Source organism: Flavobacterium branchiophilum FL-15 (assembly GCF_000253275.1).
Taxonomy (GTDB): Bacteria; Bacteroidota; Bacteroidia; order Flavobacteriales; family Flavobacteriaceae; genus Flavobacterium; species Flavobacterium branchiophilum.
The window spans coordinates 1,355,405-1,381,639 of record NC_016001.1 but is presented as its reverse complement, the minus strand read 5'-3'; the positions used below and the strand labels follow the sequence as shown (position 1 = coordinate 1,381,639).

Below are 26,235 nucleotides of genomic sequence, written 5' to 3'. Positions count from 1 at the left end.
AAAAAAGATGTTTAATATACATATTTATTTATAATTATATAAAAAAATTTATTCTAAAATAAATAAAAAATAAATATTTTACGCATATAAATAAGATCGTAAAAATCAATAATAAAGATAATTTAAGTTGATCAAAAGTACTGTATTTTAAAGAATTAACAAAATTTTAGAATACAATTAAGAAATTGGAGTGCAAAATAATATATATTTACTTTTTTAAATTATTTAAAATTCCAATAGCATTTTATAATGAAACAAATAACTACATTTATTATATTTCTATATTCATTTACTTCTTTTTCACAGCAATTAAGAGCCATTCACGGAAGGTTACAATCTGATGATTTGCCCGCAATTGGGGTGGATATTATCAATTTGAAAACAGAAAAAAGTACAAAATCCAATAACGATGGAACTTTTATGATAAATGCAAAAGAAGATGATATTATAGTATTTGTTTCTAAACAATATGAATATAAAAGGTATATTATTGACAAAAAAGATCTAACTAAAGACTTAATTATAATCCATTTAATACCAATTGCTCAAGTTTTAGATGAAGTTGTAGTACAAAAAAATGAGCTAGATGCAGTGTCTTTAGGTATTTTGTCTAAGCCAGCGACCAACTATACGCCTGCCGAACGTAAGTTGTTTACAGCAAAATCTGGTTTAATCGATCCGTTGATCAATTTACTTTCTGGCCGAACTAAAATGCTAAAAAGGCAAGTTGCTATTGAAAAAGATGAAATGGCATTGACTAAAGTTGAAACAATTTTTGAAGATAAATATTACACAGAAACCCTTCAAATACCTGGAGATTATATTAAATCTTTTCAATATTATTTGATTGAAGATACCGAATTTAGAAAAGCTTTGAATGCTAAAAACAGAAGCATGATGAAATTTTTGATGACCAATTTAGCAACACAATATTTAGACATTTTAAAAAATGAAAATCAAGATTAATCTGTTTTTACTTCTTATTTTTCTTTCAAACACACTATTGGCACAAATTACTAAAGTGGTTAAAGGGCAAATCATGTCTGAAAATAAACCCGTAATAGGCATCCAAATTATCAATTTGACTTCCGAAAAGAGTACAACTTCCGATTCAAACGGCTTTTTTACTATTGCTGCACAAACAGATGATTTATTAGTATTGAGTTCCATTAATTATAATTATTATAGAAAAATTATAGACGAAAAAGATTTTAATCAACAAGTTATCATTACCTTAGAGAAAAAAATAGAGCAATTAGACGAAGTTATTGTAGAAAATAATAGCATTACAACTGAAAATTTAGGAATAGTAAACAAAAATATTAAAAAATACACTCCTGCAGAACGCCATTTAAAAACGGCCACGGATTGGAATTTTGTAGCGGTTTCCATGAGTTTAGACCCATTATTGAACTACCTGAGTGGTCGAACAAATACATTAAAAAGAGCATTAGAAACCGAAAAAAAAGAGTTGCATTTGGGCAAATTAAATTTTTTGATTTCCGACGAATATTATATTAAAACACTTCAAATAGAACCAAATCAAGTGATGGCTTTCAAATATTTTTTAATTGAAAATACGGCTTTTAAAACTCAAATGCAGTCCAAAAATATATAAAAATTGAAATTTACAATGGTTGAATTGGCCATACAGTTCAAACAGTTGTTACAAAGCAACCCTTCAAAATAAAAATTGTTATTATACTAAATATCAACAGATTATGAACAAAAAAAAAATACTCATTATCATAACTGCATCCTTATTATTGTGTTTCAATATGCATAAATTTTATGTTTCGATGTATCAAATTAATTTTGTGCCACAAAAAAAACAAGTTCAAATTACTTGTCGATTGTTTATAGACGATTTGAACGAAGTATTGTATAAAAAACACCATATAAAAACACTTATTGGAGACACTTCCGAAACAAAAGAAGCTAGTGTTTTGTTGAAAAATTATTTATTTGAAAATATCAAAATAACTATTAATGGAACCCCAAAAAACATGGTATTTCATTTAAAAGAAATAGAAGATGATGTGTTGATTTGTTATTTGAAAATAGTTGATATTCAAACCATTAAGAAAATAGAAATAGAAAATAAAAGTTTTTTAGAACTTCATCCCGATCAACAAAACATCATTCAAACCCAGATTAATAATCAGAAAAAAACATTATTGTTTACCAATACCTATTTTAAAGAAGTTATTAAATATTAAAAAAATCAATGCTTTTATTATCAAAAATGAATCAGTATATATAAAAAAATAATATATTTGTATTTTGTTTTAAAACAATAATACTTAAATATCCATACAACATCCATCATAAAAAAAATTATTTATGAAAAGCAAGTTATTCCTAATTATTTTATGTATCACCTATTCAGGTTTCATCGAGGCACAAGAGACTAATGAAACAGCCAAAACGAAAGTTTCGGGACACGAAGACCGTAACAAATTCAGACAAATGTATGATCTTTTGGCTACACCTAATATGTATAGAACCGCATCTGGAGCACCTGGTCCAGAATATTACCAACAACAAGCGGATTATAAAATGGATATTGAATTGGATGATAAAAATCAAAAATTATATGGTTTTGAAACCATTACCTATACCAATAATGCCAAAGAGAGTTTGGAGTATTTGTGGCTGCAGTTAGATCAAAATATTTTGGCCAAAGATTCTAAAACACCATTGGTGGAAAATTCAAAAATAGATCCCTCTATTTCTGTATCTGGATTTTCCAGAAAATATTTAGAAGAAAAATTTGATGGTGGTTTTAAAATTGAGTTTGTAAAAGATGCCTTAAACAATCCAATATCTTATACCATCAATCAAACCATGATGCGAATTAATTTATCAAAACCACTTGCTCATGGTCAAAAAATAATCCTTAAAATCAAATGGCAATACAACATCAATAATTACATGATAGAAGGCGGAAGGTCTGGATATGAACATTTTAGCGATGGCAATAATTTGTATGTTTTAGCTCAATTTTATCCACGAATGGCCGTATATAACGATGTAGAGGGCTGGCAGAATATGCAATTTTGGGGAACAGGTGAATTTGCCTTACCATTTGGAAATTTTGAAGTAAACGTAACCGTTCCAGCAGACCATGTGATGGAAGCAACAGGAAATTTACTCAACAGAGCCGAAGTATATACTCCAGAGCAACTGAAAAGATATGAATTAGCACAAAAAAGTTTTGACAAACCTGTTGTAATTGTAACTCAAGATGAGGCCATGCAAAACGAAAAAGGATTTGCAGACAAGAAAAAAACTTGGAAATTTAAGGCCGATAATGTAAGGGATTTTGGTGTTTCAACCTCTCGAAAATTTATTTTAGACATGATGGCTGTTAAATTATCAGAAAAAACAGTAATGGCAGTTTCCTTATATCCAAAGGAGGGCAATCCACTATGGGAACAATATTCTACAAGAGCCGTGGCTCATACACTCAAAAGTTATTCTAGCTACACTTTTGATTATCCATATCCAAAAGCCGTATCTGTAAATGCACAAGATCAAGGTATGGAATATCCGATGATATGTTGGAATTTTGGCCGACCAGAAGCCGATGGCACCTATTCGGATTTTGTAAAATATGGGATGCTAGGTGTGGTCATACATGAAGTTGGGCACAATTTTTTTCCGATGATTGTCAATTCTGATGAAAGACAATGGTCTTGGATGGATGAAGGTTTAAATTCTTTTATGCAATATTTGGCAGAAAAAACGTTTGATACAAAATTTCCTTCAAAAAGAGGGCCTGTTAGCAAAATTATACCGTATATGAGTGGCGATCAAAAATTTTTGGAACCCATAATGACCAACTCCGAAACCATACACCAATTTGGCAACAATGCGTATGGCAAACCAGCAACAGGACTTAATATTTTAAGAGAAACCATTATGGGACATGAATTATTTGATTATGCTTTCAAAACTTATGCTAACAGATGGAAATTCAAACATCCAACTCCCGAAGATTTTTTTAGAACAATGGAAGATGCCTCTGGAACAGATTTGGATTGGTTTTTTAGAGGATGGTTTTACACCACTGATTATACAGATATTGGCATAAAAGAGGTCAAGCAGTTTGTGGTTTCAAACGAAGCCCAAAAAGATTTTGTAGCTCCAGAAGTGAATAGAAAAAATAGATTTAAAACTTCTGGACCACAAGTTTTTTTGAACGAAGTAAGCACAGAAAACCCTCTTAAACCTCTAGTAACAAGCGAAATTACTGCATTAGATGCCTTTTTGAAAGCCAACTTTACGCCACAACAAATAGCCCAACTGAACACACCAAAGTACTTTTATCAAGTAACTTTTGACAAACCTGGAGGTTTAGTTATGCCGTTAATTGTTGCCATAACGTATGATGATGGTACTACTGAAAAGCAAACTTTTCCAGCACAAATTTGGCGCTTGAACGATGCTTATGTTACAAGAACATTTGCAACACAAAAATTAATTTCAAAAATAGTGATCGATCCAAATGCCGAAACGGCCGATATTGATACATCAAACAATGTATGGCCAAAACAAGAAGTAAAATCTAAGTTTGATTAAAATGAAAAAACGGTTTATTATTGGGCTATTGATAGGGCTTTTACCAATAGTATTATGGTCTCAATCCATAGACAAAACCATCAAATTGAAGGTTGCTGTTATGCAAAATTTTGTAAAAAATGGCGATCAAGGCGAAACATTATTTTGGCAAACCAAAGGAAAAATTACTTTTGGAATTGTACATTATACCGATGAACAAAATCCTATTTTTAGAGATTTATTTATCAAACAATACAAAGAATTACTTGCTATTTATAAAAAAATGATTGTGTCTGAAGACGAAAAAGACACCAATTTATACATCAAAACACTAATAAGACAAGAAGAAGATTACAGAAAATTATTATCAACACAACAATTACAATTATATTTTGACAAATTTGAAGATTTAGAAAAAAATAATCCTACTGCATTTGATTCTTTTTCGTCTTTATTTTTTTCAAAAAAATTGTTAGAACTATATAAAACTAGTTTTGAATGATATACTTCGTTGATGATAATCAGTTATTATCCAAGAAATATTTTTATACCAAATATATTTATAAAATAGTCCAAAGATGCGTAGTTATTTTTTAGAAAAATTTTTCAAAAAAAATCGTTGCATAGCTGGGCTACGGAACTATTTTTTTTGAATGATTTTAGCAAAAAAGAACAAGTAGATTGGACTATTTTATAGGTATATTTGGTATTAGCTACTTTTCATCAAAAAAAACAAATTGAGGCATAAAAAAACGCAACTATCTAAAAATAAGATATTTGCGTTTTTTTGTGGAGTCGCCGAGAGTCGAACTCGGGTCCAAACAAGCAACTAAAGAGCTTTCTACAGGCTTATTTTCTGATTGAATTTTCGATGTTGAGCTAGGTCAGAAACAACCACAAAACACTTAGTTTCTTAATTTTCGAAAACCGTACGAAACAAACGGTAATCTAGGTTTATCTTTACGATTCCCCTGTATCAAATGCTATAAACCAAAGCCTTTGAGGAGAATCCTGCTTTCCTACCTTGTAGGACGAGGCTAATCTTACTATGATTCAGATTATGCAGCAAGAGCGTAGTTTCCTTCGCCGTGTAAAATGTTTGAAGCCTTTTATTTACGAGAATTACTCCAGTTCTCGACCTGCTTACTGTTCAATTCGACTTGCTGTCAAAACCAGTCGACCCCATTTGAATTGCTGCAAATATACAATTTTTTTTTATTCCAAACTATCTTTTATTTTAAAAGGATAATCACCAAAATAAGTGGCTATATATTTTACTTTATATGTTTCATGATTGAATTTATTTGACAATGAAATGATGGTTACGTTTTCTTTGCCTAATGTTATAAATGAAGACGTGCTTCCATGCCACCATCCATTATGAAAATAAAAAGGGGTTTCGCCCGTTGTCCACTCTATCATCCTGATACCTAAACCATAATTTTTGGCTCCACGATTTTCATAGCTGTACCCTCTATAAATGGCTTCTTGCAAATTTTGATGTACAAAATTAGGGCTTCGGCGGGCCAAATCCAATTGTAATAAATCTCTAGGTGTAGAAAAAATATTTTTATCGCCATAAATTCCATCTAAATAATCCAAACCAACTTTTCTAAAATTTCCTTTATATGATGGTGTAGCTGTATCTTTATCTTTTTGATAATCAAATACATACGTGTTTTTCATTTGTAATGGTTTGAATAGCATTTTGTTCATGGCATCGGCATAAGTTAAACCTGTAATTTTTTCGATAACCAAAGCCAATAAGGCATAATTGGTGTTGCAATAACTAAAACGGCTGTCTGTTGGAAACTCCAATTGGATATTTTTATGGATTAATATATCTAAAATATCTTGGTTGGTTAGTATTTTATGCTTGTCCCAAATGCCTTTTTCGGCCGTAAAATAGGCATAATTTCTTAATCCAGACCTGTGATTTAAAAGCGTTTTGATGGTTATTTCTGGATAAGGAAATAAATTGAAAAGGGTATTCACTTTTTGATCAAGGGCCAATTTTTTTTGATCAATCAATTTAAGAATCAAGGTAGCTGTTAATACCTTTGACACCGATGCAATGTGCAAGGGCGTTTGTGGAGTTATACTTTTTTGTAATTCATAATCAGCAAAACCATCATATTTTTCAAAAATAATCTGACCATTTTGAGCAACTAAAAAACTGCCATTCATGTTGTTTTTCCAATTTTTATTATAAAAATCAAAAATCAGCTGCTGCTTTGATTGCAAATCAGTATTTGAAAGTTTGGGCAAGTCTGCCATTGGGTTGGGTTGCATTTCTAAAAAAGAACCCGTTTTTGTTTTGATTTTTTGAACAGTGGGTAATATCTTTTGTGTCGATTTTTGACAAGAAAATAGACCCATAGAAAGGATGGAGATATACGTGATTGACTTGATTATTTTCATTATTTTTGTGCTTTCAAAAAACAAATATAATAAACATTTTGGGTGCCAAAAGTTTTTTTTAGAATTAGAAATGGTTTTTTTTTAATGATTTGATAATTAACCTTTTAAAAATAAAATAAATTTATGGTAAATGTTTTTAAAATGTTATATTTGTAACAATAATAATATTAAATGTTAAATTAATAAAAATGAAATTTGGAATAATAAAAGAGCGTAAAAACCCGCCAGACAGAAGAGTCGTTTTTTCGCCAGAAGCCTTGGTTAGTTTTAAAGAACAATTTAAAGAATCTGAAATAAAAATTGAAAAATCTGACATTAGAGTATTTTCAGACGAGTCTTATATAGAAAAAGGCTTTGAAGTGGTAGATGATTTGTCTGATTGTGATGTATTGTTTGGTGTAAAAGAAGTGCCTATTGAAGCTTTGATTCCTAACAAAAAATACTTCTTTTTTTCGCATACTATCAAGAAACAGCCTTACAACAGAGCCTTACTAAAAGCTATTTTAGAAAAAAATATCACTTTATTAGACCATGAAACCATTGTTGATGCAGACTATAAACGATTAATAGGTTTTGGTAAATATGCAGGAATTGTTGGGGCATACAACGCTTTTAGGGCATTTGGAATCAAATTTGAGTTGTTTCAATTGCCAAAAGCTTCAAGTTTACAATCAAAAGACGAACTAATTAGTAGATTGAAAAGACCAACCCTTCCACCTATCAAAATAGTAGTAACAGGAACAGGCAAAGTGGGCATGGGAATCAAAGAAATTTTGGTTGGCATGAAAATAAAGCAAGTATCTGCAGATGATTTTCTAAAAAAAATTTATGCCACACCCGTGTTTACACAAATAGATGTTTTGGATTACAACAAACGAAAAGACGGACAGCTATTGAATTATAAGGATTTTTACCAAAATCCAAAAGAGTATGAATCCGATTTTGAAAAATTTACAAAGGTTTCAGATATTTATATTTCTGGTCATTTTTATGCCAATAATGCCCCTAAAATTTTGACGCAAAAGCAGTTGAATGCACCCGATTGTAAAATAAAAGTAGTTGCCGATGTGTCTTGTGATATTGCAGATCCCATAGCTTGTACACTACGAGCCTCTACCATAGAAGATCCAATTTATGGCTATTTGCCTTCTACCCATCAAGAAGTTGATTATTTTCATCCAGCAGCCATAGTAGTGATGGCAGTGGACAATTTGCCGTGCGAGTTGCCAAAAGATGCCAGTGAAGGATTTGGGCAAATGTTTATAGAACATGTCATTCCAGCCTTTTTTAATGGGGATCAAGATGGCATTTTAGAGCGGGCTAAAATGACCGAAAATGGCCAATTAACCCCTCGCTTTGCCTATTTACAAAATTATGTAGATGGCCTAGAATAGAATAAAAAGGTTAGCAATCGGCTACATTAACGGCAATGGCCAATCCACCTTCAGAAGTTTCTTTGTATTTAGCATTCATATCTTGTGCGGTTTGCCACAACGTATCAATTACTTTATCCAAAGGAACTTTTGCATTTTTTGCATCTGTTTCTAAGGCGAGTTCTGCCGCATTAATGGCTTTTATGGCTCCCATGGTATTGCGTTCTATACACGGAATTTGAACCAAGCCGCCAATAGGGTCGCAAGTTAAACCCAAATGATGTTCCATGGCTATTTCGGCAGCCATCAATACTTGTGCAGGTGAGCCCCCCATCAATTCGCATAAAGCCGCCGCCGCCATGGCCGAAGACACACCAATTTCTGCCTGACAACCTCCCATTGCTGCCGAAATGGTAGCTCCTTTTTTGAAAATACTTCCTATTTCGCCTGCAACTAATAAAAATTGTTTGATGGCTTCCTCGCCTGCCTGATGGTTTTCAATGACCAAATAGTACATCAATACCGCTGGAATGACGCCTGCACTTCCATTGGTTGGTGCTGTAACCACCCGACCTAATGAGGCATTGACTTCATTTACTGCTAAAGCAAAACAGCTTACCCATTTTAGAATTTGTCTGAATTTGACTTCTGTACATCTAATTTGTTCGAGCCATTCTTGTGGGTTATTGTAGTTGGATAAGCCTATTAAATTTTGATGCATGTCAAATGCCCGTCTGCGAACATGAAGTCCGCCTGGCAAAATACCTTCGGTATGGCACCCTACATACATACACTCCAACATCGTATGCCATATTCGCATCAACTCCGAATCAATTTCAGATGTTGCTCGCATAGATTTTTCGTTTTCATAAACTATTTCAGAAATTTTTTTATTCTGATCGATAGTATATTGTAATAATTCTGACGCTTTTTGTATTGGAAATGGGAAAGCACATTTGATTTGGCTTTTTAATTTTGCATTCAATCTTTCTTCTTTTACAACAAAGCCGCCTCCAATACTATAAAAAACAGCCTCATAGCGTTGGTTATCAAGCAAGGTTGCACTAAATTTTAATCCATTGGCATGAAAAGATAAGAAATTTTTATTAAAAATAATATCTTTTTCAAAACAAAAGTCCAATTGGTATTGATTATTGAGCCATAACACCTTGTCCTTTTTTACGGCATCGATAATGGAAGTAATATTTTCAATAGGCATATACTCTGGATTCTGGCCACTTAATCCTAAAATAATAGCAAAATCGGTGGCATGTCCTTTGCCAGTTAGCGACAAAGATCCATATAAATCAATGTCAATATGCTGCACCTTATCTAAAATTTGTTGCTGTTGCAATTCGTTCAAAAATCGTTCGGCTGCTCGCCAAGGGCCAAGTGTATGAGAACTAGAAGGTCCAACACCTATTTTGAGCATGTCAAATACTGAAATACATTCTTGCATAAAATATAGTTTTACAAATGATTATTTCACACAGATTTCATTTATTTGTATGAAAAAAAATAATTTCCGAATGATGTTAAATTTAAAATGCGGGATGCTTATATTAACCGTATTTTGCATAGGGATAGCAATGGAAATCCTTTTAGAAGCCCCCCAGACCCCAAAAGGGGTACGTTATTTTGCACGAATATCGTTTCTGAATGTGATGATCAAAAAAAAAAAATATTCCACAAAAATATATTTCTTTTGGAGTTCAATGAACGTTGTTTGAAACAGATAGCCCTACCCTTGGGGAACGCCCAAAAAGGACCGCTCTAATTTGCTGAACAAAATTAGAATATAGACCATTAATATAATAAATATAGCATTACTTTACTGCAATCATTGAAATTTCTACACGTACTCCTCTTGGTAGTCCAGCTACTTGAACGGTTTCTCGGGCTGGAGCTGTTTTTTCGTCAAAATAGGTGCCATATACTTCATTTATTGCTGTAAATTGTTGCATATCAGTAATAAAAATAGTTGATTTTACTACATGTTCAAAGGTCATTTCGGCAGCGGCCAAAACGGCTTTCATGTTTTCCATAACTTGTTGGGTTTCTTCTTGAATGGTACCCTCAACAACTTGCATGGTTTTAGGATCCAATGCTATTTGTCCTGAAGCATAAAGGGTGTTACCGCTTAAAATAGCTTGATTATAAGGTCCAATTGGAGCTGGAGCTTGCTCTGTGATGATTACTTTTTTCATGTGATATAATATTTAATTTTTAACGCAATACTCGGTCTGGAATTTTATTTTTCTCCCATTTGATGTCTTTCAAAATAGACGACTTGATCCCAATAAAAAAGCCCCATGAGGTATAAGTTCCAAAAGGAATCCAGTTAAAGCTCATGCGCCAACTGTCCAAATCTCGTTCCATTCTAAAATTGGTATAAGTTACCCCTTTTTGAACAAAATCATAGCCCGTTGAAACCCCCATTTTCCATTTGGGAGTCAAGGAAATATTGCCCGAAACCATCAACGAATTGCCCGAAATTTGATCTTCACGGGCAGTGTTTGAATAGGTTAAAGAGTAAGCCATGGTTAAGTCCCAAGTGATTTTAGTATTGAAAAATCCAGTATCTTTTTGATCTGATTCATCTTCTTCTTTATCAAATAAACTTTGACGTTGGTTGCTCAAATCCATATTACGTCCAAACAAATCGTCTGTTCTGCCTCCATTTTGAGCATTTACATTGTCTTTTTCTTTCTTCTTTTTATCCTCTTTGCTGCTGCTTGCTATAGAATAATTCATGGTCATATTGGCACTAGTCATTCTTAACAAACTACCTCCATTATTGATATTCCATTTGTTAATCATTTGCCCTTTATTATTTAAAGCATACGGATTGAGGGTGGTGCCAAAATTAATATTCATTTTATTATTGAGCAATTGAGTACCGCCACTAATTCGCAAAGGGGCTAATTTTAATGAGTCTGCCGTAATATCATAACTTGTTGATAAGTTCAAATTATTAATCAACATGATTTTTTTAGGTTCAATTTTAGTACTGTCTTTGTCTCTTACTTTGGCTTCAAAAGTATTACTCAAACTAAAACCTATGTTGTTTGACATGGTTTTGCCTGGAGTACCAAAAATACTGTTTTCAAATCGGGTATAATCTTTTCGAATGGTTCCACTGGCATCTGTAGCATAGGTGTCATAATATTTTGCAAAACTTGGGGTGTAGCTATATGAAATAGATGGCCGAACAACATGTCTGATGGATTTTATTTTTTTATTTTCGCCAAAATTAAATGTTCCATAAATGGTTGTACCCAAACTGGTAGAAAACGAATAAGTTCTAAAAGCATCAAATCCGTTAACATTACTTGTTATTACACTATTTAGATTGCTATCAAAATTTCTTTTAATCGTTTTGATGGCCCATACCTCGTTATAATTCAAATTGGTAGAGGCACTAAAATACTTAAATATTTTAAAATTGGTACTGATAGGAATCGTATGCTGCATCCCCACTTTTGCATCATCAAACATGGCTTTTTTCAAAAATAACGAGTCTGTTGTAGCAATATCATTTCGGCCAGCAAGGCTATATTGTAGGTTGATATTTTTTATGAATCCTTTTTTAAGGCCGTCTTTTGGAGCAAAAGGGTAAACCCGATCTACATTTAGTGTTAGGTTGGGTAAAGATAAATTAATTTGTTGATTTTGAGTATTTTGTGATTGTGTAGCTGCCACTGCCAAATTAACTTGTGGTACACTATTAAATCTTTTGGTGTATGATATAGATGAACTTAAAGTATTATTTAGCCTAGAACCAGCATAGTTCTGATTATATGTATTTTGGAAGAATTTACTGCTACCCATATTAACAGATGCTGTAAAACTCGAATTGGGACTTGATTTTGAATCCTTGCTGTGGGACCAGTTGATGTTGTAATTATTTGTTTTGGAATAATCGGGCAAGCCTCTTTCGCTGTTGATTAAATTTTCAAATCGCAAACTAAAATTTCCTCTAAAACGATATCTTTTGGCATACGAAGATTCAAATCGGAGGGCATAACCACCATTGGTATAGTAGTCGCCAAGTACTGCCAAATCATAATTATCACTCAATGCAAAATAATAACCTCCATTTTGCAACGAATAACCTCTTTGAGAATTGTCTGCAAAAATAGGCATAATGATACCCGAAGTTCGTGTTTCTTTGGATAATGGAAAATAAGCAAACGGCAAAGCCAAAGGCGTTGGAACATCAGCAATTACAAGGTTTGTCAATCCTGTTACAACGTTTTTGCCTGGGACAAATTTTACCCTATACGTTTGAAAATAATAATCAGGGTGTTCCAAATCTTTTGCAGTAGTAAATCGGGCTTTTTTCATAAAATATACCGAATCGTTAACCCTTTTGGTAATTTCGGCTTTTACTTTAAATTCATCTTGTTCAGTACGTGAGTTCCAAATAAGTGCTTTTTTGGTTTTAAAATTAAAACGAATCGAATCGGGCTCAATAACGTTGCTGCCTTGTTTAAAAACAGGTAATTGCGTGTATTTACCCGTAGAATCTTTAATTCTTCCTGCATATACTTCGCTTTTATCATTATTCAACACAATAATACCAGATTTCAATTCAATGTCTTGATAATACAATTCGGCTTTATTGTATAGGGTAACCGTTTTGGTTTTTTGATTCATTTTTACATAATCAACAGCCGTATATCTAATTTTGGATTCAATCAAAGGTTTTTTGACCTTTCCATTTTGGTTTTTAACGGTATCATTTTTTTTGGATAGCGTGCTAAGGCCCACAAATGTAGTGTCTTTTTGTGCTTTGATGGGTACAACAACCGTCTTCTTATTTACATCTTGCGAATATAAATAAGAATTATTTGCTGCAAATATAAAAGTCAGTAAAACGATATAAAATAAGTTTGTTCGCAATGTTATAAATACTATTTTTGTAAAATTTGGCATTGAAATTGATTGGACAAATTTACAGATTAATTTTCGTCAAAAATAGTCATTTATTAAATTTAATAACAAATCGTTTATATTAAAATTAACTTTTTTATGAATAATAACTATAAATTCAAGGTAAAGAATTGGTTTTTAGTAGTTTTTGCATTGGTGTGTCCCATAGTATTTGGTCAATCTAAATTTAAAGTTACCCTAGATGCAGGTCATGGAGGCAAGGATTTTGGTGCCAATTACCATGGACATGTCGAAAAAAACATTGCTTTGGCAGTAGCGCTAAAATTAGGCCAAATACTTGAAAAACAGTCCGATGTAGCAGTAAATTACACTCGAAAAACCGATGTTTTTATAGATTTATTAGAACGAGCCAATATAGCCAATAAAAGCGATGCCAATATTTTTGTGTCTATACATTGCAATGCCAATGTCAATCAAACGGCAGACGGCACAGAAACCTATGTGATGGGGATGACTAAAAACGAATCGAGCCTGGCAGTGGCAAAAGCCGAAAATGAAGTAATAACCCTCGAAAAAGATTACAAACAAAAATACAAAGGTTACAATCCCAATTCGCCCGAATCCATGATTGGCCTTACGCTCATGCAAGAAGAGTATTTAGAAACAAGCATTTCATTGGCCAGCAAAATTGAACATGAATTTTATAAAATAGGCAAAAAATTACGTGGGGACAAAGGAGTCAAACAAGCCCCTTATATGGTACTTCACAAAGCCGCTATGCCCAGAGTATTGATAGAAATGGGGTTTATATCCAATAAAGTAGAAGGCCGATATTTAGATTCGGATGAAGGACAAGCCGAAATAGCACAAGCCATAACCAACGCCATTTTAAGATATAAAAGAGAATATTTTGAATCTACCGAAGACGAAATTTCCGAAAAAAAAAGGAAACTAACGACATTAAAAAAGACACACCAAAAGTAACAACACCCAATAGCCCAATACTAAACAATCCCGCCAATAGTGGCACCATATATAAAGTACAAATTTCGGCATCGCCAATTAAATTAGACACCCTGCCACAAAATTTTAAAGGACTACAAAAAGTATCCTATTTGCTCGAAAACAAGCTCTATAAATATTATTATGGTGCCACTCCAGACAGTATAACCTGCAAAAATTTATTACAACAAGCCAAGAAGAAAGGCTTCAAATCTGCCTTTATTGTAACCTTTAAAAACGGTAAAAAAATATAAATTTTAATGCTTTTGTCAAGTTAGTGCTGTTAATTAGAAATTTTATTTTATTTTTGTTCAAAATTTAAGACATTGAAAATTACAAGAGAAATCAAAACCGCAATACTCGTTATTGCCTCTATATTATTATTTATTTGGGGGTATAGTTTCCTTAAAGGAAAAGATTTATTTACGAGCTACAATACATTTTTTGTGAAATACGATAACGTAGAAGGCCTTGTTGTGTCCTCTCCAATTACCATAAACGGAAGAGTTGTTGGCAAAGTAATTGGTATAAAACTCGACGAAAATTGGCAAAATATTGTCGAACTTCAAGTAAAAGAGGAGTTCCACATTACCCCATCTACCGTTGCCGAAATATATGCACCAAGTCCCATTGGTGGCAAACAAATTGCCCTTATTCCAAACAAATCAGAAAAAACACTGGCAGAAAACGGGGCTTTTTTAAAATCAAACAGCAAATTGGGTATGGCCGAAGCCCTTGCTGCACAAATGGCACCTTTAAAAACCAAAATAGAAACCTTGCTAGACAATGCCAATGTAATGTTGCAAAACATGAATCAGGTTTTAGACCAAAAAGCACAACAAGACATCAAAGCGAGTTTGTCCAATCTCAATAAAACACTTGCAGAATTTCATACCGCTTCTACACAAGTAAACGGAATGCTTGCCGATAACAAAAGCAAAATGAATGGCATTGTAACCAATTTTCACAAAGTTTCGGGCGATTTTACTAAAATTTCCGATTCGTTGAGCCATGCCAATATAGGCAAAACAGTTAAAAATTTAGAGCAAACCTTGGTTAGTGTCAATAAAATCATGAACAACTTGCAAGCTGGCAAAGGCAGTATGGGCAAAATGCTCAACGACGATGCTATGTATAACAATTTAGCCAAAACATCAAAAGAACTAGAACTTCTTTTACAAGACGTAAGACTTTATCCTACTCGATATGTAAATGTTTCCTTATTTGGCAAAAAAAACAAACCATATATCGCTCCAACAATTGATACCATACAAAAAAAATAAACCATGAATTACTTAGATAATATATTTTTTGCAATAATCCTTACTATGGGGATTGGTTATTTTATTGGCAATATCAAAAAAATCATCCGAAACATCAAACTAGGACAACACATCGACAGAACCGATCATGCCTCCGAACGATGGAAAAACATGGCACTCATTGCATTAGGACAATCCAAAATGACCAAACGTCCTGTTGCTGGACTATTGCACATCATAATTTATTTAGGATTTATTATTATAAATATCGAAGTACTCGAAATCATTACCGACGGACTTTTGGGCACTCACCGTGCTTTTTCGGGTTTAGGCATTTTGTATAATTTTCTAATAGCCTCTTTCGAAATATTGGCCTTTTTAGTACTGATTGGCGTTAGTATATTCTGGATTAGACGTAACGTGCTGAAAATAAATAGATTATCTAACAACGATTTAGAAGGCTGGTCCAAATCAGATGCCAACTATATTCTTTATTTTGAAATGGTGCTCATGTCGCTATTCCTTTGTATGAACGCAGCCGATTATCATTTGCAACTCCTCCATTTTGGTCATTACCATCCAGCAGGAGCATTCCCAATTTCGCAATATATAGAACCCCTTTTCAACGGAATGAACGAAAGCCTTGTCATGATGATCGAAAAAACATGTTGGTGGCTACACATTATTGGCATCCTTATTTTTCTAAACTATTTGTACAAATCTAAGCATTTACACATCTTATTGGCATTTCCAAACACCTATTTTGCCGATTTGAATCCAAAAGGCCAACTCAACAATTTAGAATCTGTAACAACAGAAGTCAAATTGATGATGGATCCCAATGCCAATCCTTATGCAACAGCTCCCGAAAACACTACTCCAACAAAATTTGGAGCTTCAGACGTACAAGACCTCCATTGGGTACAACTCCTAAATGCCTACACCTGCACAGAATGTGGCCGATGCACCTCGTCTTGTCCAGCCAATCAAACAGGCAAATTACTTTCGCCCCGAAAAATAATGATGGACACCCGAGACCGACTAGAAGAAGTAGGCAAAAATATCGATGCCAACAAAGGCATTTTCATACCAGACAACAAATCACTGCTGCACGACTACATAACCCCCGAAGAACTTTGGGCCTGTACCAGTTGCAACGCTTGTGTAGAAGAGTGCCCCGTAAACATTAGCCCACTTTCCATCATTATCGACATGCGTCGCTACCTCGTTATGGAACAAAGTGCCGCACCCATGTCATTAAACGCCATGATGACCAACATCGAAAACAATGGAGCCCCGTGGCCATACAACCAACAAGACCGATTAAATTGGAAAAATGAGTAACATTTGGGCGTGCCCACAAGGGTCGGGCTATTCGCTATATCTTTTCTTTTTTTAAAGAAAAAAAAGAAAAGGATACCGCTACTATCCCTCACGCAAACAACAAACAACAAACAACAAACAACAAACAACAAACAAAAAAACAACAACAAAAGTCAAATATCAAACAAACAACAACATGAGTACACAAGATTTAGATAAAAATTTAGTAGCAGCCACAGAAAATGGACAAACTATTAGCCCCGTATTGGCAAACGGAGTAAAAAATTATTTAATCGACATAGACGGCACCATTTGCGACGACATTCCAAACGAAGAACCAGAGCGAATGGCAACAGCCGAGCTGTATCCAGATGCCCTTATCACCCTCAACAAATGGTATGACGAAGGACACATCATCTTCTTTTTTACTTCCAGAACAGAAGCACACCGAGAAGTAACAGAAGAATGGCTCAACAAACACGGCTTTAAATACCATGGCATGGTAATGGGCAAACCACGTGGAGGCAACTACCACTGGATAGACAATCACTTAGTAAAAGCCACCCGATACAGAGGAAAATTTACCGATTTGATAGACAAAGAAGTAACCATCCAAGTATTCGACGACGGACAACACGAATAAACATGCCAATTGGGCTATAGTCTATTATTTGCAGTAATTTGCGTTAGGGATAGTAGTGGAAATCCTTTTTTGGTAATTGGTTAATAGTTGATGGTTGTTGGTGTTAAGCAATGCGTTTCAGCTGAAATGATTACCAAAAAAGATTGAAACGGATAGCCCGACCCTTGGGGAACGCCCAAAAAATGTTAATCGAATTTGCTGTTTTATTTAGAATTTAGTCGCAAATGGGTACTACATTTTTGAATTTCATTTGCATAACATAAAAATCAAAATATCATGTCTGAAAAATTAATAGTGCCAACAATGGCCGAAATGCTAGCTGAAAACAAACAACCTGAAGTATTATTTTGGGTAGGTTGTGCAGGCAGTTTTGATGATAGAGCCAAAAAAATTACCAAAGCTTTTGTAAAAATTCTCAACCAAACACAAGTAAGTTTTGCAGTACTTGGCACAGAAGAAAGTTGTACAGGCGACCCAGCCAAAAGAGCCGGTAACGAATTTGCATTTCAAATGCAAGCCTTAATGAATATTGAAGTATTAAATGCTTATGAAGCCAAAAAAATAGTAACCGCTTGCCCACATTGTTTCAATACCCTAAAAAATGAATACCCACAACTGGGTGGGCAATATGAAGTAATTCATCATACAGAATTTTTAAAATCATTGTTAGATACAGGCCGACTAACCATTCAGGGAGGTACTTTTAAAGGCAAAAAAATTACATTTCACGACCCTTGTTATTTGGGTCGGGCAAACAATATATATGAAGCACCAAGGGACTTAATACAAAAATTAGATGCCGAATTGGTAGAAATGAAACGCTCAAAAGCAAACGGATTGTGTTGTGGTGCAGGAGGTGCTCAAATGTTTAAAGATGCCGAAAAAGGCACAAAAGAAATCAATATTGAGCGAACAGAAGATGCCCTAGAAACCCAACCAGATATTATTGCAGCGGGTTGTCCTTTTTGTAATACTATGCTAACAGACGGAATAAAAAACAAAGAAAAAGAAAACGAAGTTAAAATTATGGATATAGCCGAATTAATAGCAAATGCCAATGATTTGTAACTTTATTCATCAATATAGAGCCAATATTCAAAACTGAAATATCATTTTTTGAATATTGGTTTTTTATATCAATTACACCCAATATTATGAAAATAAAATTTATAACAATACTTTTTTTATATGCTTTTATTGCACACTCGCAAATTAGTCCTACAATATTAGACAGTATTGCCAAACAGTCTTGTGCTTGCTTAAAAGACAAAAATCTGAATAACACATCAAAATCTGAAGACAACCTCAAAATGGATATTGGGATTTGTATTATTGAAAAATATCAAAATATAGAGGATAAAATTGACCCAAAAGACAGAGTTAGCTTTAATGACCAAGAAGGATTAAGAAAAATTGGTGAGCAAGTTGCCATTAAAATGTTCAATTATTGTCCTGATATTATTCTTAAATTGGGAGAAACAGCATCAGAAGAAGCAGATAACAAGCCAAAAAGTGCCACCGAAGAAACAAAATCCAATCTTACAGCGGGTACTTTGTTAGAAATTAAAACAGAGCAATTTACAACCTTTGTATTCAAAGACAATAAAAACAAAATCCATCAATTGTTGTTGTTGGATTATTTTGATACAGCTCATTTGTTTCGTGAAAACAAAATTAAAAAAAATGATAAAATCAAAGTCGATTATAGCGAGTTTGAATTTTATGACCCAAAAATCAAAGACTTTAGATATTTTAAAGTCCTAACTTATTTAGAAAAAATATAATAAAAATGTACATCCCATTTGAAAATTTACCAGAAGAATCTAAAATATGGATTTATCCATCGAATAGAAAATTGACCGACATGGAAATTTCTGAAATAGAAATTGCTTTACAAAATTTTCTTAATCAATGGTCGGCTCATGGTGCTGGATTGGCATCTTCTTATCAAATCAAATACAACAGGTTCATCATTATTGCTGTAAATCAAGAAGTTCAAAATGCAACAGGCTGTTCGATAGACGCTTCGGTTGGTTTTATACAAAGTTTAGAAACAAAATACCAAATAGATTTGCTAGACAAAATGAATGTAACATTCAAAAATGGCGAACATTTTGCCCATAAATCATTAATTGATTTCAAAAAAATGGCAAAAGACAAAGCCGTAACAGCAAATACCATTGTATTTAACAATTTAGTAAACACCATATTAGAATTCAATGAATCTTGGGAAGTACCAGCATCAGAAAGCTGGCACAGTAGATTTTTTTAAAGCATCAAAATGAAAAAAATTAATTTTAAAATATTATTTATAGGCTTGGGTCTTTTTTTAGTTTACAACTGTGCTACTAAAAAAAACGTAAGCCCTACCCCTATTACATCAAACAATCCGGCAGATTTGGTAGCACACGAAATTCCAAAATTTGTGCCATCAGAAGAGGAATATGACATGCCCAACCAAAAAAAATGGGTTGATAGTATTTACAATCAATTGAGTTTAGATGAAAAATTTGGGCAACTTTTTATGGTAGCTACATGGTCCAATAAGGATGCGGAGCATATCAGCGATATTTCAAAATTAATTACAAATTATAAAATTGGTGGATTGATTTTTTTTCAGGGAGGACCTATGAGACAAGCCAATTTAACCAATAAATACCAATCCAAATCAAAAGTGCCTTTGTTTATTGGCAATGATGCCGAATGGGGTTTGAATATGCGATTGGATTCTACCTACAGATTTCCTACCAATATGACATTGGGAGCGGTTCAAAATTTGAAATTGATAGAAAAAACGGGGGCTTTAATGGCCGATCAATGCAAAAGAATGAACATTCAATTTAATTTTGCTCCAGTATTAGACATCAATACCAATCCGAAAAATCCTATAATTGGTTTTCGATCATTTGGAGAAAACAAACACAAAGTGACCGAACATGCCATTGCATTGATGAAAGGCATGCATTCTAAAGGTGTTTTTGCTACAGGCAAGCATTTTCCTGGACATGGCGATACTGAAACCGATTCGCACAAAGGCTTGCCCATTGTCAATTTTTCTAAAGACAGACTTTTTGATGTAGAATTTTATCCTTACAAAAAAATGTTCAAAGAAGGGTTAGAATCTGTAATGGTTGCCCATTTGAATGTGCCAAGTTTAGAATCAAGACCTAATTATCCGTCTTCTATTTCATACAATATCATTACAAATGTATTAAAAGGAGAGTTGGGTTTTAAAGGACTTGTATTTACAGACGCACTCAATATGAAAGCGGCAAGTAATTTCAAGTCGCCTGGCGAAATAGATTTAGAAGCCTTTTTGGCAGGAAACGATGTGTTGCTTTATTCAGAAAATGTACCTTTGTCTATCGAGAAATTGAAAAAAGCCTACGCAGAAAGTATCATTTCCGAAGACAGGTTGTCTTATTCTGTAAAGAAAATATTAAAATACAAATACAAATCTGGGTTAAACAACTTGAAACCAATTGACAAAACCCAACTTGTAAAAGATTTAAACAAACCAGAATGTGATGCGTTGCAATATGAATTGTTTGAAAATGCGGTAACATTATTAAAAAATGAATCGGAAATATTACCCATCAAAGATATTGCAAAGCAAAAAATTGCTTTTGTAAAATTAGGCGATGATAACGCAACTGTTTTTTTAAATACCCTAAAAAAATACACCGAAATAACCGAAGTTTCAGATAAAAATATAGACAGTTTAAACATTAAATTACAATCGTTTGATGTAGTAATTGTTGGTTTTCATAAATCTAACAAAGTGTGGGCCAAACAAGAATTTACCGAAACAGAAGTACAATGGATACAAGAATTAGCCAAAAACAATAAAGTAATTTTGGACGTATTTACAAGACCTTATTCTTTATTGCAAATTCCCAATCTTGACCTTTTGAAAGGTTTGATTGTATCCTATCAAAATGCCGACATGGCACAAGAAATTTCGGCCCAACTTATTTTTGGAGCGTTAGAAGCAAAAGGCAAGTTACCTGTATCCATATTGCCCCATTTTAAAGAAGGCGATGGATTGAGTACCAAAAAAATTGATCGATTGGGTTTTTCAGTACCAGAAAATGTTGGGATGAATAGCCTCAAACTGGCCGAAATAGATAAAATGGCTCAAAAAGCTATTGAATCGAAAATTACACCGGGCATGCAAATATTGGTGGCAAGAAAAGGCAAAGTGGTGTATCAAAAATCATTTGGAAACCCGACGTATGAAAGCAAAGTAAAAGTCTCTAATTCAGACCTTTACGACATAGCATCTGTAACTAAAATTGTGGCTACTTTGCCCAATGTGATGCAATTATATGACAAAAACAAAGTGAATTTAAACACTACATTGGGTGATATGTTACCCATATTAAAGCAATCAAACAAAGCCAATATTACTTTCAAAGAATTACTTTCGCATTATGGCAAATTACAAGCGTGGATCCCTTTTTATAAAAAAACATTAGACAGTCTTTCTTTTCCATCTGAAAAATATTATTCAAAAGAATCCAAAGAAGGATTTACAAAACAAGTGGCACAAAATTTATTTATCAGAAACGATTACCACGATACCATCATCAAACAAATAAAAGACAGCCCATTATTGTCTGAAAAAAAATACAAATATAGTGATTTTACATTTATTTTATTAAAAGAATATGTAGAACGCATGACGGCAAAATCATTAGACCAATTAGTTGAAGCGCAATTTTATCAAACCATGGGAATGAATTATACGACTTTCAACCCATTGAATCATTTTGATAAATCTGTTATCATACCAACGGAAAACGACAATTATTTTAGACATCAATTGGTTCAAGGCTATGTACATGACATGGCAGCCGCCATGGAAGGTGGTGTTTCTGGACATGCAGGCCTGTTTTCAAACGCCATGGATGTTGCCAAAATGATGCAATTGTATTTGCAAAAAGGACATTATGGAGGCATAACTTATTTTTCTGAAGATACGTTTGATGCGTTCAATACCTGTTATTTTTGTTCAGAAGGCAACAGAAGGGCTTTAGGATTTGACAAACAATTGGGCAACGAGGGGCCAACGTGTGGTTGTGTTTCAGATATGAGTTTTGGACATACAGGATTTACGGGCATTATGGCATGGGCCGACCCAAAAACGGAAACAATATATATATTTGTATCCAATAGAACATATCCAGACTCAAATGCTCCAAATAAATTATCAAAAGAAAATATTCGAGAAAATATACAAAAAATCATTCAAGAATCAATTTATAATTAATATTTTAGAACGAATTTATCATGAAAATAGCAATAGTATGTTATCCAACTTTTGGCGGAAGTGGCGTTGTTGCTACGGAACTCGGTTTGGCATTAGCCAAAAAAGGTCATGAAATACATTTTATTACCTACAGGCAGCCTGTACGTTTAGCGTTATTAAACCCAAATGTACATTATCATGAAGTAAATGTTCCAGAATATCCTTTGTTTCATTATCAACCTTATGAATTGGCTTTGTCGAGCAAATTGGTAGATATGGTCAAATTGTATGACATCGAAGTTTTACACGTGCATTATGCCATTCCACATGCTTATGCAGGATATATGGCTAAACAAATGCTCAAAGACGAAGGCATTGATATACCGATGATTACAACGCTCCATGGCACAGATATTACCCTAGTTGGCAATCATCCACATTATAAACCAGCCGTAACTTTTAGTATCAATAAATCAGACATTGTAACCTCTGTTTCTGAAAGTTTAAAATCAGATACTTTACAATTTTTTGAAATTACCAACGACATACATGTTGTACCAAATTTTATTGAAATTGAAAAAAACGCTAGCGATAAGTCTATACCTTGTCAAAGAAGTTTGGTTGCAAATAAAAATGAAGTCATTATTTCGCACATCAGTAATTTTAGAAAAGTAAAAAGAATACCTGATGTGGTTATGATTTTTTATCACATTCAAAAACAAATTCCTGCAAAGTTGTTGATGGTTGGCGATGGTCCTGAAAAAGAAAAAGCCGAAGATTTATGTAGAACGCTTGGCATTACAGAAAAAGTAATTTTCTTTGGTAATAGTAACGAAATAGACCGAATTTTATGCTTGTCAGATTTATTTTTACTCCCGTCAGAAACAGAAAGTTTTGGCTTAGCAGCCCTAGAAGCCATGTCGTGTGGAGTACCTGTTATTTCGAGTAATTCGGGCGGCCTTCGTGAAGTAAATATCGAAGGTTATTCTGGATATTTAAGCCCCGTTGGTGCTGTAGAAGCCATGGCCGAAAACGCTCTAAAGATAGTATCGAACCCCGAAATTTTAAAACAATTTAAAAATAATGCTTTGGAAGTAGCCAAACAATTTGATATATTAAAAATTGTACCATTATATGAAAATTTATATCAAAAAGCCCTTTCAAAACAAATAAAAAGCCATAAATAAATTTAAGATGGTTAGTTTTTTTTACCAATTTCATCAATTATAATTATATGAAAAAAATCTGTTATATCGTGGTTTTGATATCCGTTTTGGCTTGTTCATCACATAAAAATACGGTGGCAAACAAAGTGTTATACGAAGTGTTGTATGAAGCAGATGAGGGTGGAAATCATTTTAAATTTTATGAAATGGTTACCAATGCCAAAGAATTTAAAATGCTTTTAAACGACCCAAATTTGAAGAAAAAAGTCCATTCAACTGATATTGAAAAAGCAAATTATATTCTGATCAATTTAGGCGAAAAAGAACATAAAGGGTACAAAATAAAATTTGAAAGTGTTCAGGAAACCGAACAAAATATTGTAATCAAAATCCAAGAAATACCATCAAGAAGTAAAGTTGTTGAAATTTGTAAACCCTTTTTTATTATTAAAATAAATTCTAAAAAAGAAATAGTAATTACTGATTAAAAAAAAACCGTTTTTTATTCAAAAACGGTTTTTTATTTTCTATAAACAATTCATTACAAATGAATAACTTCGCCATAAGCATCGGCAACAGCCTCCATAACGGCTTCGCTCATGGTTGGGTGAGGATGAATGGCTTTTAGAATTTCATGTCCCGTAGTTTCTAATTTTCGTGCCACCACTGCCTCTGCAATCATGTCGGTTACTCCAGCACCAATCATGTGGCAGCCCAACCATTCGCCATATTTTGCATCAAAAATTACCTTAACAAAACCATCTGCATTGCCCGATGCTTTTGCTTTTCCTGATGCAGAAAATGGAAATTTCCCAATTTTTAATTCATATCCCTTTTCTTTAGCTGCTTTTTCGGTTAAACCAACAGAAGCAATTTCGGGTGTAGCATACGTACAACCTGGTACGTTGCCATAATCTATAGGTTCTACATGCAAACCAGCAATTTTTTCTACACAATTTATACCTTCCGCAGAGGCCACGTGTGCCAACGCTAGTCCTGGCGTAACATCGCCAATGGCATAATATCCAGGCACATTTGTTTGTCCGAAATCGTTTACTAATATTTTATCTTTATCGGTAGCAATTCCTACTTCTTCTAAACCTATATTTTCTATATTGGTTTTTATACCAACTGCCGATAGCAATAGCTCTGCCTCTAATACCTCTTCGCCTTTTGCAGTTTTTACAAATGCTTTTACCCCATTTCCTGTCGTATCTATTCTATCAACGGCCGAATTGGTCATGATTTTCACACCTGCTTTTTTCATAGAGCGTTCCATTTGTTTAGAAATATCTTCGTCTTCAACAGGAACAATATTCGGCATAAATTCTACAATGGTTACATCGGTACCCATAGCATTATAAAAATGAGCAAACTCAATTCCAATAGCTCCAGAACCAACAATAATCATAGATTTTGGTTGTTTTTCTAGTGTCATCGCCTGTCTGTAACCAATAACTTTCTGACCATCTTGTGGCAAATTGGGCAACTCTCTAGATCGTGCGCCTGTTGCAATAATAATATGATCTGCTTGATATGTAGCCAAATTTTCCTCTTTTGATGTAACTTCTATTGATTTGCCTGGTTTAAGTTTGCCAAAGCCCTCAATTACGTCAATTTTATTTTTTTTCATTAAAAATTGAACACCTTTACTCATTCCTTCTGCTACCGATCGACTGCGTTTTACAACAGCACCAAAATCTTTGTCAAATGATGAAACCGTTAATCCATAATCAGCTGCGTGTTTCAAATAATCAAAAACTTGTGCCGACTTTAACAATGCTTTTGTAGGAATACAACCCCAATTTAAACAAACTCCTCCAAGATTTTCTTTTTCTACAACGGCTACCTTAAAACCCAATTGCGAGGCTCTAATGGCCGTTACATATCCTCCAGGTCCACTTCCTAATACTATTACATCGTATTTCATAAATGTTTTTTTTAATGGTTAATTTCAATTCAAAAATTGAATTTTATAACTGATATAATTAAAATCAATTTCCAATTATTCGTTATAAATCATCGTTTTTTTAGTTTAATATTCGTTTGCGAATTTAAAAATAATTTTTTAATTACTTACTTTTTAAACACTTAAAGTATTGGCTGTTTTAATTTTTTTGAATTTCACAACAAAAAAGCATTTCTTACCGAAATGCTTTCATGTTTTTTTGCCTTTTAATAAAAAATTATTATTTTTAACTATAATCAAAAAAAAACAGCTCATCTAATCTTTAGTGCTTTGGGCGTTCCACAAGGGTCGGGCTATCTGTTTCAAACAACGTTCATTGAACTCCAATAGAAATATCATATTATGAAATTATCTTTTTTGATAACC

The 26,235-nt window shown here is 33.4% G+C and carries 22 protein-coding genes and 1 other RNA gene; 17 read left to right on the top strand and 6 right to left on the bottom strand.

The window, feature by feature from the left end; translation table 11 throughout:
- Window positions 1–249: 249 nt before the first annotated feature.
- From FBFL15_RS05920 to FBFL15_RS05900, 5 genes are all read left to right on the top strand, one after another.
- Complete coding sequence (locus FBFL15_RS05920) at window positions 250–966, top strand: hypothetical protein (RefSeq protein WP_014083728.1); 717 nt, start codon at window positions 250–252, stop codon at window positions 964–966.
- Entirely contained in the window at window positions 950–1,618 is a 669-nt protein-coding gene (locus tag FBFL15_RS05915) for a carboxypeptidase-like regulatory domain-containing protein (RefSeq protein ID WP_014083727.1), read from the top strand. Before FBFL15_RS05920 ends, FBFL15_RS05915 begins: the two co-directional genes overlap by 17 nt.
- Window positions 1,619–1,721: 103 nt before the next feature.
- The gene (locus tag FBFL15_RS05910; RefSeq protein WP_014083726.1) at window positions 1,722–2,219 is read left to right on the top strand and encodes a DUF6702 family protein; all 498 of its coding nucleotides are present in this window, start codon (window positions 1,722–1,724) and stop codon (window positions 2,217–2,219) included.
- 124 nt (window positions 2,220–2,343) lie between these two features.
- Window positions 2,344–4,584 carry a M1 family metallopeptidase gene (locus FBFL15_RS05905; RefSeq protein ID WP_014083725.1) on the top strand — a complete coding sequence of 747 codons (2,241 nt, stop codon included), beginning with the start codon at window positions 2,344–2,346 and terminating at the stop codon, window positions 4,582–4,584.
- 1 nt (window position 4,585) lies between these two features.
- Window positions 4,586–5,065 (top strand): hypothetical protein, encoded by a 480-nt coding sequence (locus FBFL15_RS05900; protein ID WP_014083724.1) that lies wholly within the window; start codon window positions 4,586–4,588, stop codon window positions 5,063–5,065.
- A 285-nt stretch (window positions 5,066–5,350) separates the two neighbouring features.
- On the opposite strand, the gene ssrA is transcribed toward FBFL15_RS05900, so the two are convergent.
- Both ssrA and FBFL15_RS05895 read right to left on the bottom strand, forming a co-directional pair.
- Window positions 5,351–5,747, bottom strand: a transfer-messenger RNA (tmRNA) gene (ssrA, locus tag FBFL15_RS15990).
- Window positions 5,748–5,778: 31 nt separating this feature from the next.
- Window positions 5,779–6,984, bottom strand: a complete 1,206-nt coding sequence (locus FBFL15_RS05895; RefSeq protein WP_014083723.1) for a serine hydrolase domain-containing protein — start codon at window positions 6,982–6,984, stop codon at window positions 5,779–5,781.
- Window positions 6,985–7,172: 188 nt separating this feature from the next.
- Between FBFL15_RS05895 and FBFL15_RS05890 the strand changes: the two genes are divergently transcribed.
- Entirely contained in the window at window positions 7,173–8,378 is a 1,206-nt protein-coding gene (locus FBFL15_RS05890; RefSeq protein WP_014083722.1) for an NAD(P)-dependent oxidoreductase, read from the top strand.
- 10 nt (window positions 8,379–8,388) lie between these two features.
- Here FBFL15_RS05890 and FBFL15_RS05885 read toward each other — a convergent pair whose 3' ends face one another.
- The 3 genes from FBFL15_RS05885 to FBFL15_RS05870 form a co-directional block, all read right to left on the bottom strand.
- Window positions 8,389–9,816, bottom strand: a complete 1,428-nt coding sequence (locus tag FBFL15_RS05885) for an L-serine ammonia-lyase (RefSeq protein WP_014083721.1) — start codon at window positions 9,814–9,816, stop codon at window positions 8,389–8,391.
- A gap of 367 nt (window positions 9,817–10,183) precedes the next feature.
- Window positions 10,184–10,564: a RidA family protein gene (locus tag FBFL15_RS05875; protein WP_014083720.1), complete on the bottom strand. Its 381-nt coding sequence runs from the start codon at window positions 10,562–10,564 to the stop codon at window positions 10,184–10,186.
- 19 nt (window positions 10,565–10,583) lie between these two features.
- Complete coding sequence (locus tag FBFL15_RS05870; RefSeq protein ID WP_014083719.1) at window positions 10,584–13,295, bottom strand: putative LPS assembly protein LptD; 2,712 nt, start codon at window positions 13,293–13,295, stop codon at window positions 10,584–10,586.
- 96 nt (window positions 13,296–13,391) lie between these two features.
- Between FBFL15_RS05870 and FBFL15_RS05865 the strand changes: the two genes are divergently transcribed.
- From FBFL15_RS05865 to FBFL15_RS05820, 11 genes are all read left to right on the top strand, one after another.
- Window positions 13,392–14,237, top strand: a complete 846-nt coding sequence (locus FBFL15_RS05865; RefSeq protein ID WP_148267896.1) for an N-acetylmuramoyl-L-alanine amidase family protein — start codon at window positions 13,392–13,394, stop codon at window positions 14,235–14,237.
- A 131-nt stretch (window positions 14,238–14,368) separates the two neighbouring features.
- Entirely contained in the window at window positions 14,369–14,509 is a 141-nt protein-coding gene (locus FBFL15_RS16775; protein WP_158309088.1) for a hypothetical protein, read from the top strand.
- A 72-nt stretch (window positions 14,510–14,581) separates the two neighbouring features.
- Entirely contained in the window at window positions 14,582–15,538 is a 957-nt protein-coding gene (locus tag FBFL15_RS05860; protein ID WP_014083718.1) for an MlaD family protein, read from the top strand.
- A 3-nt stretch (window positions 15,539–15,541) separates the two neighbouring features.
- Window positions 15,542–16,861, top strand: a complete 1,320-nt coding sequence (locus FBFL15_RS05855) for a 4Fe-4S dicluster domain-containing protein (RefSeq protein ID WP_014083717.1) — start codon at window positions 15,542–15,544, stop codon at window positions 16,859–16,861.
- Window positions 16,862–17,036: 175 nt separating this feature from the next.
- Window positions 17,037–17,483 carry an LNS2 domain-containing protein gene (locus tag FBFL15_RS05850; RefSeq protein ID WP_014083716.1) on the top strand — a complete coding sequence of 149 codons (447 nt, stop codon included), beginning with the start codon at window positions 17,037–17,039 and terminating at the stop codon, window positions 17,481–17,483.
- Between the two features lie 276 nt (window positions 17,484–17,759).
- A complete protein-coding gene (locus FBFL15_RS05845; protein ID WP_014083715.1) occupies window positions 17,760–18,551 on the top strand; it encodes a (Fe-S)-binding protein in 792 nt (263 codons plus the stop codon).
- Window positions 18,552–18,637: 86 nt separating this feature from the next.
- The gene (locus FBFL15_RS05840) at window positions 18,638–19,267 is read left to right on the top strand and encodes a hypothetical protein (protein WP_014083714.1); all 630 of its coding nucleotides are present in this window, start codon (window positions 18,638–18,640) and stop codon (window positions 19,265–19,267) included.
- 5 nt (window positions 19,268–19,272) lie between these two features.
- Window positions 19,273–19,755 (top strand): hypothetical protein, encoded by a 483-nt coding sequence (locus FBFL15_RS05835; RefSeq protein WP_014083713.1) that lies wholly within the window; start codon window positions 19,273–19,275, stop codon window positions 19,753–19,755.
- A gap of 9 nt (window positions 19,756–19,764) precedes the next feature.
- Window positions 19,765–22,755 (top strand): serine hydrolase domain-containing protein, encoded by a 2,991-nt coding sequence (locus FBFL15_RS05830; RefSeq protein WP_014083712.1) that lies wholly within the window; start codon window positions 19,765–19,767, stop codon window positions 22,753–22,755.
- A 20-nt stretch (window positions 22,756–22,775) separates the two neighbouring features.
- Entirely contained in the window at window positions 22,776–23,921 is a 1,146-nt protein-coding gene (gene bshA / locus FBFL15_RS05825) for an N-acetyl-alpha-D-glucosaminyl L-malate synthase BshA (protein ID WP_014083711.1), read from the top strand.
- 47 nt (window positions 23,922–23,968) lie between these two features.
- Window positions 23,969–24,388, top strand: coding sequence for a protease complex subunit PrcB family protein (locus tag FBFL15_RS05820; RefSeq protein ID WP_014083710.1), 420 nt, complete (start codon window positions 23,969–23,971; stop codon window positions 24,386–24,388).
- 53 nt (window positions 24,389–24,441) lie between these two features.
- On the opposite strand, the gene lpdA is transcribed toward FBFL15_RS05820, so the two are convergent.
- Window positions 24,442–25,830, bottom strand: coding sequence for a dihydrolipoyl dehydrogenase (gene lpdA / locus FBFL15_RS05815; protein WP_014083709.1), 1,389 nt, complete (start codon window positions 25,828–25,830; stop codon window positions 24,442–24,444).
- Window positions 25,831–26,235: the final 405 nt, after the last annotated feature.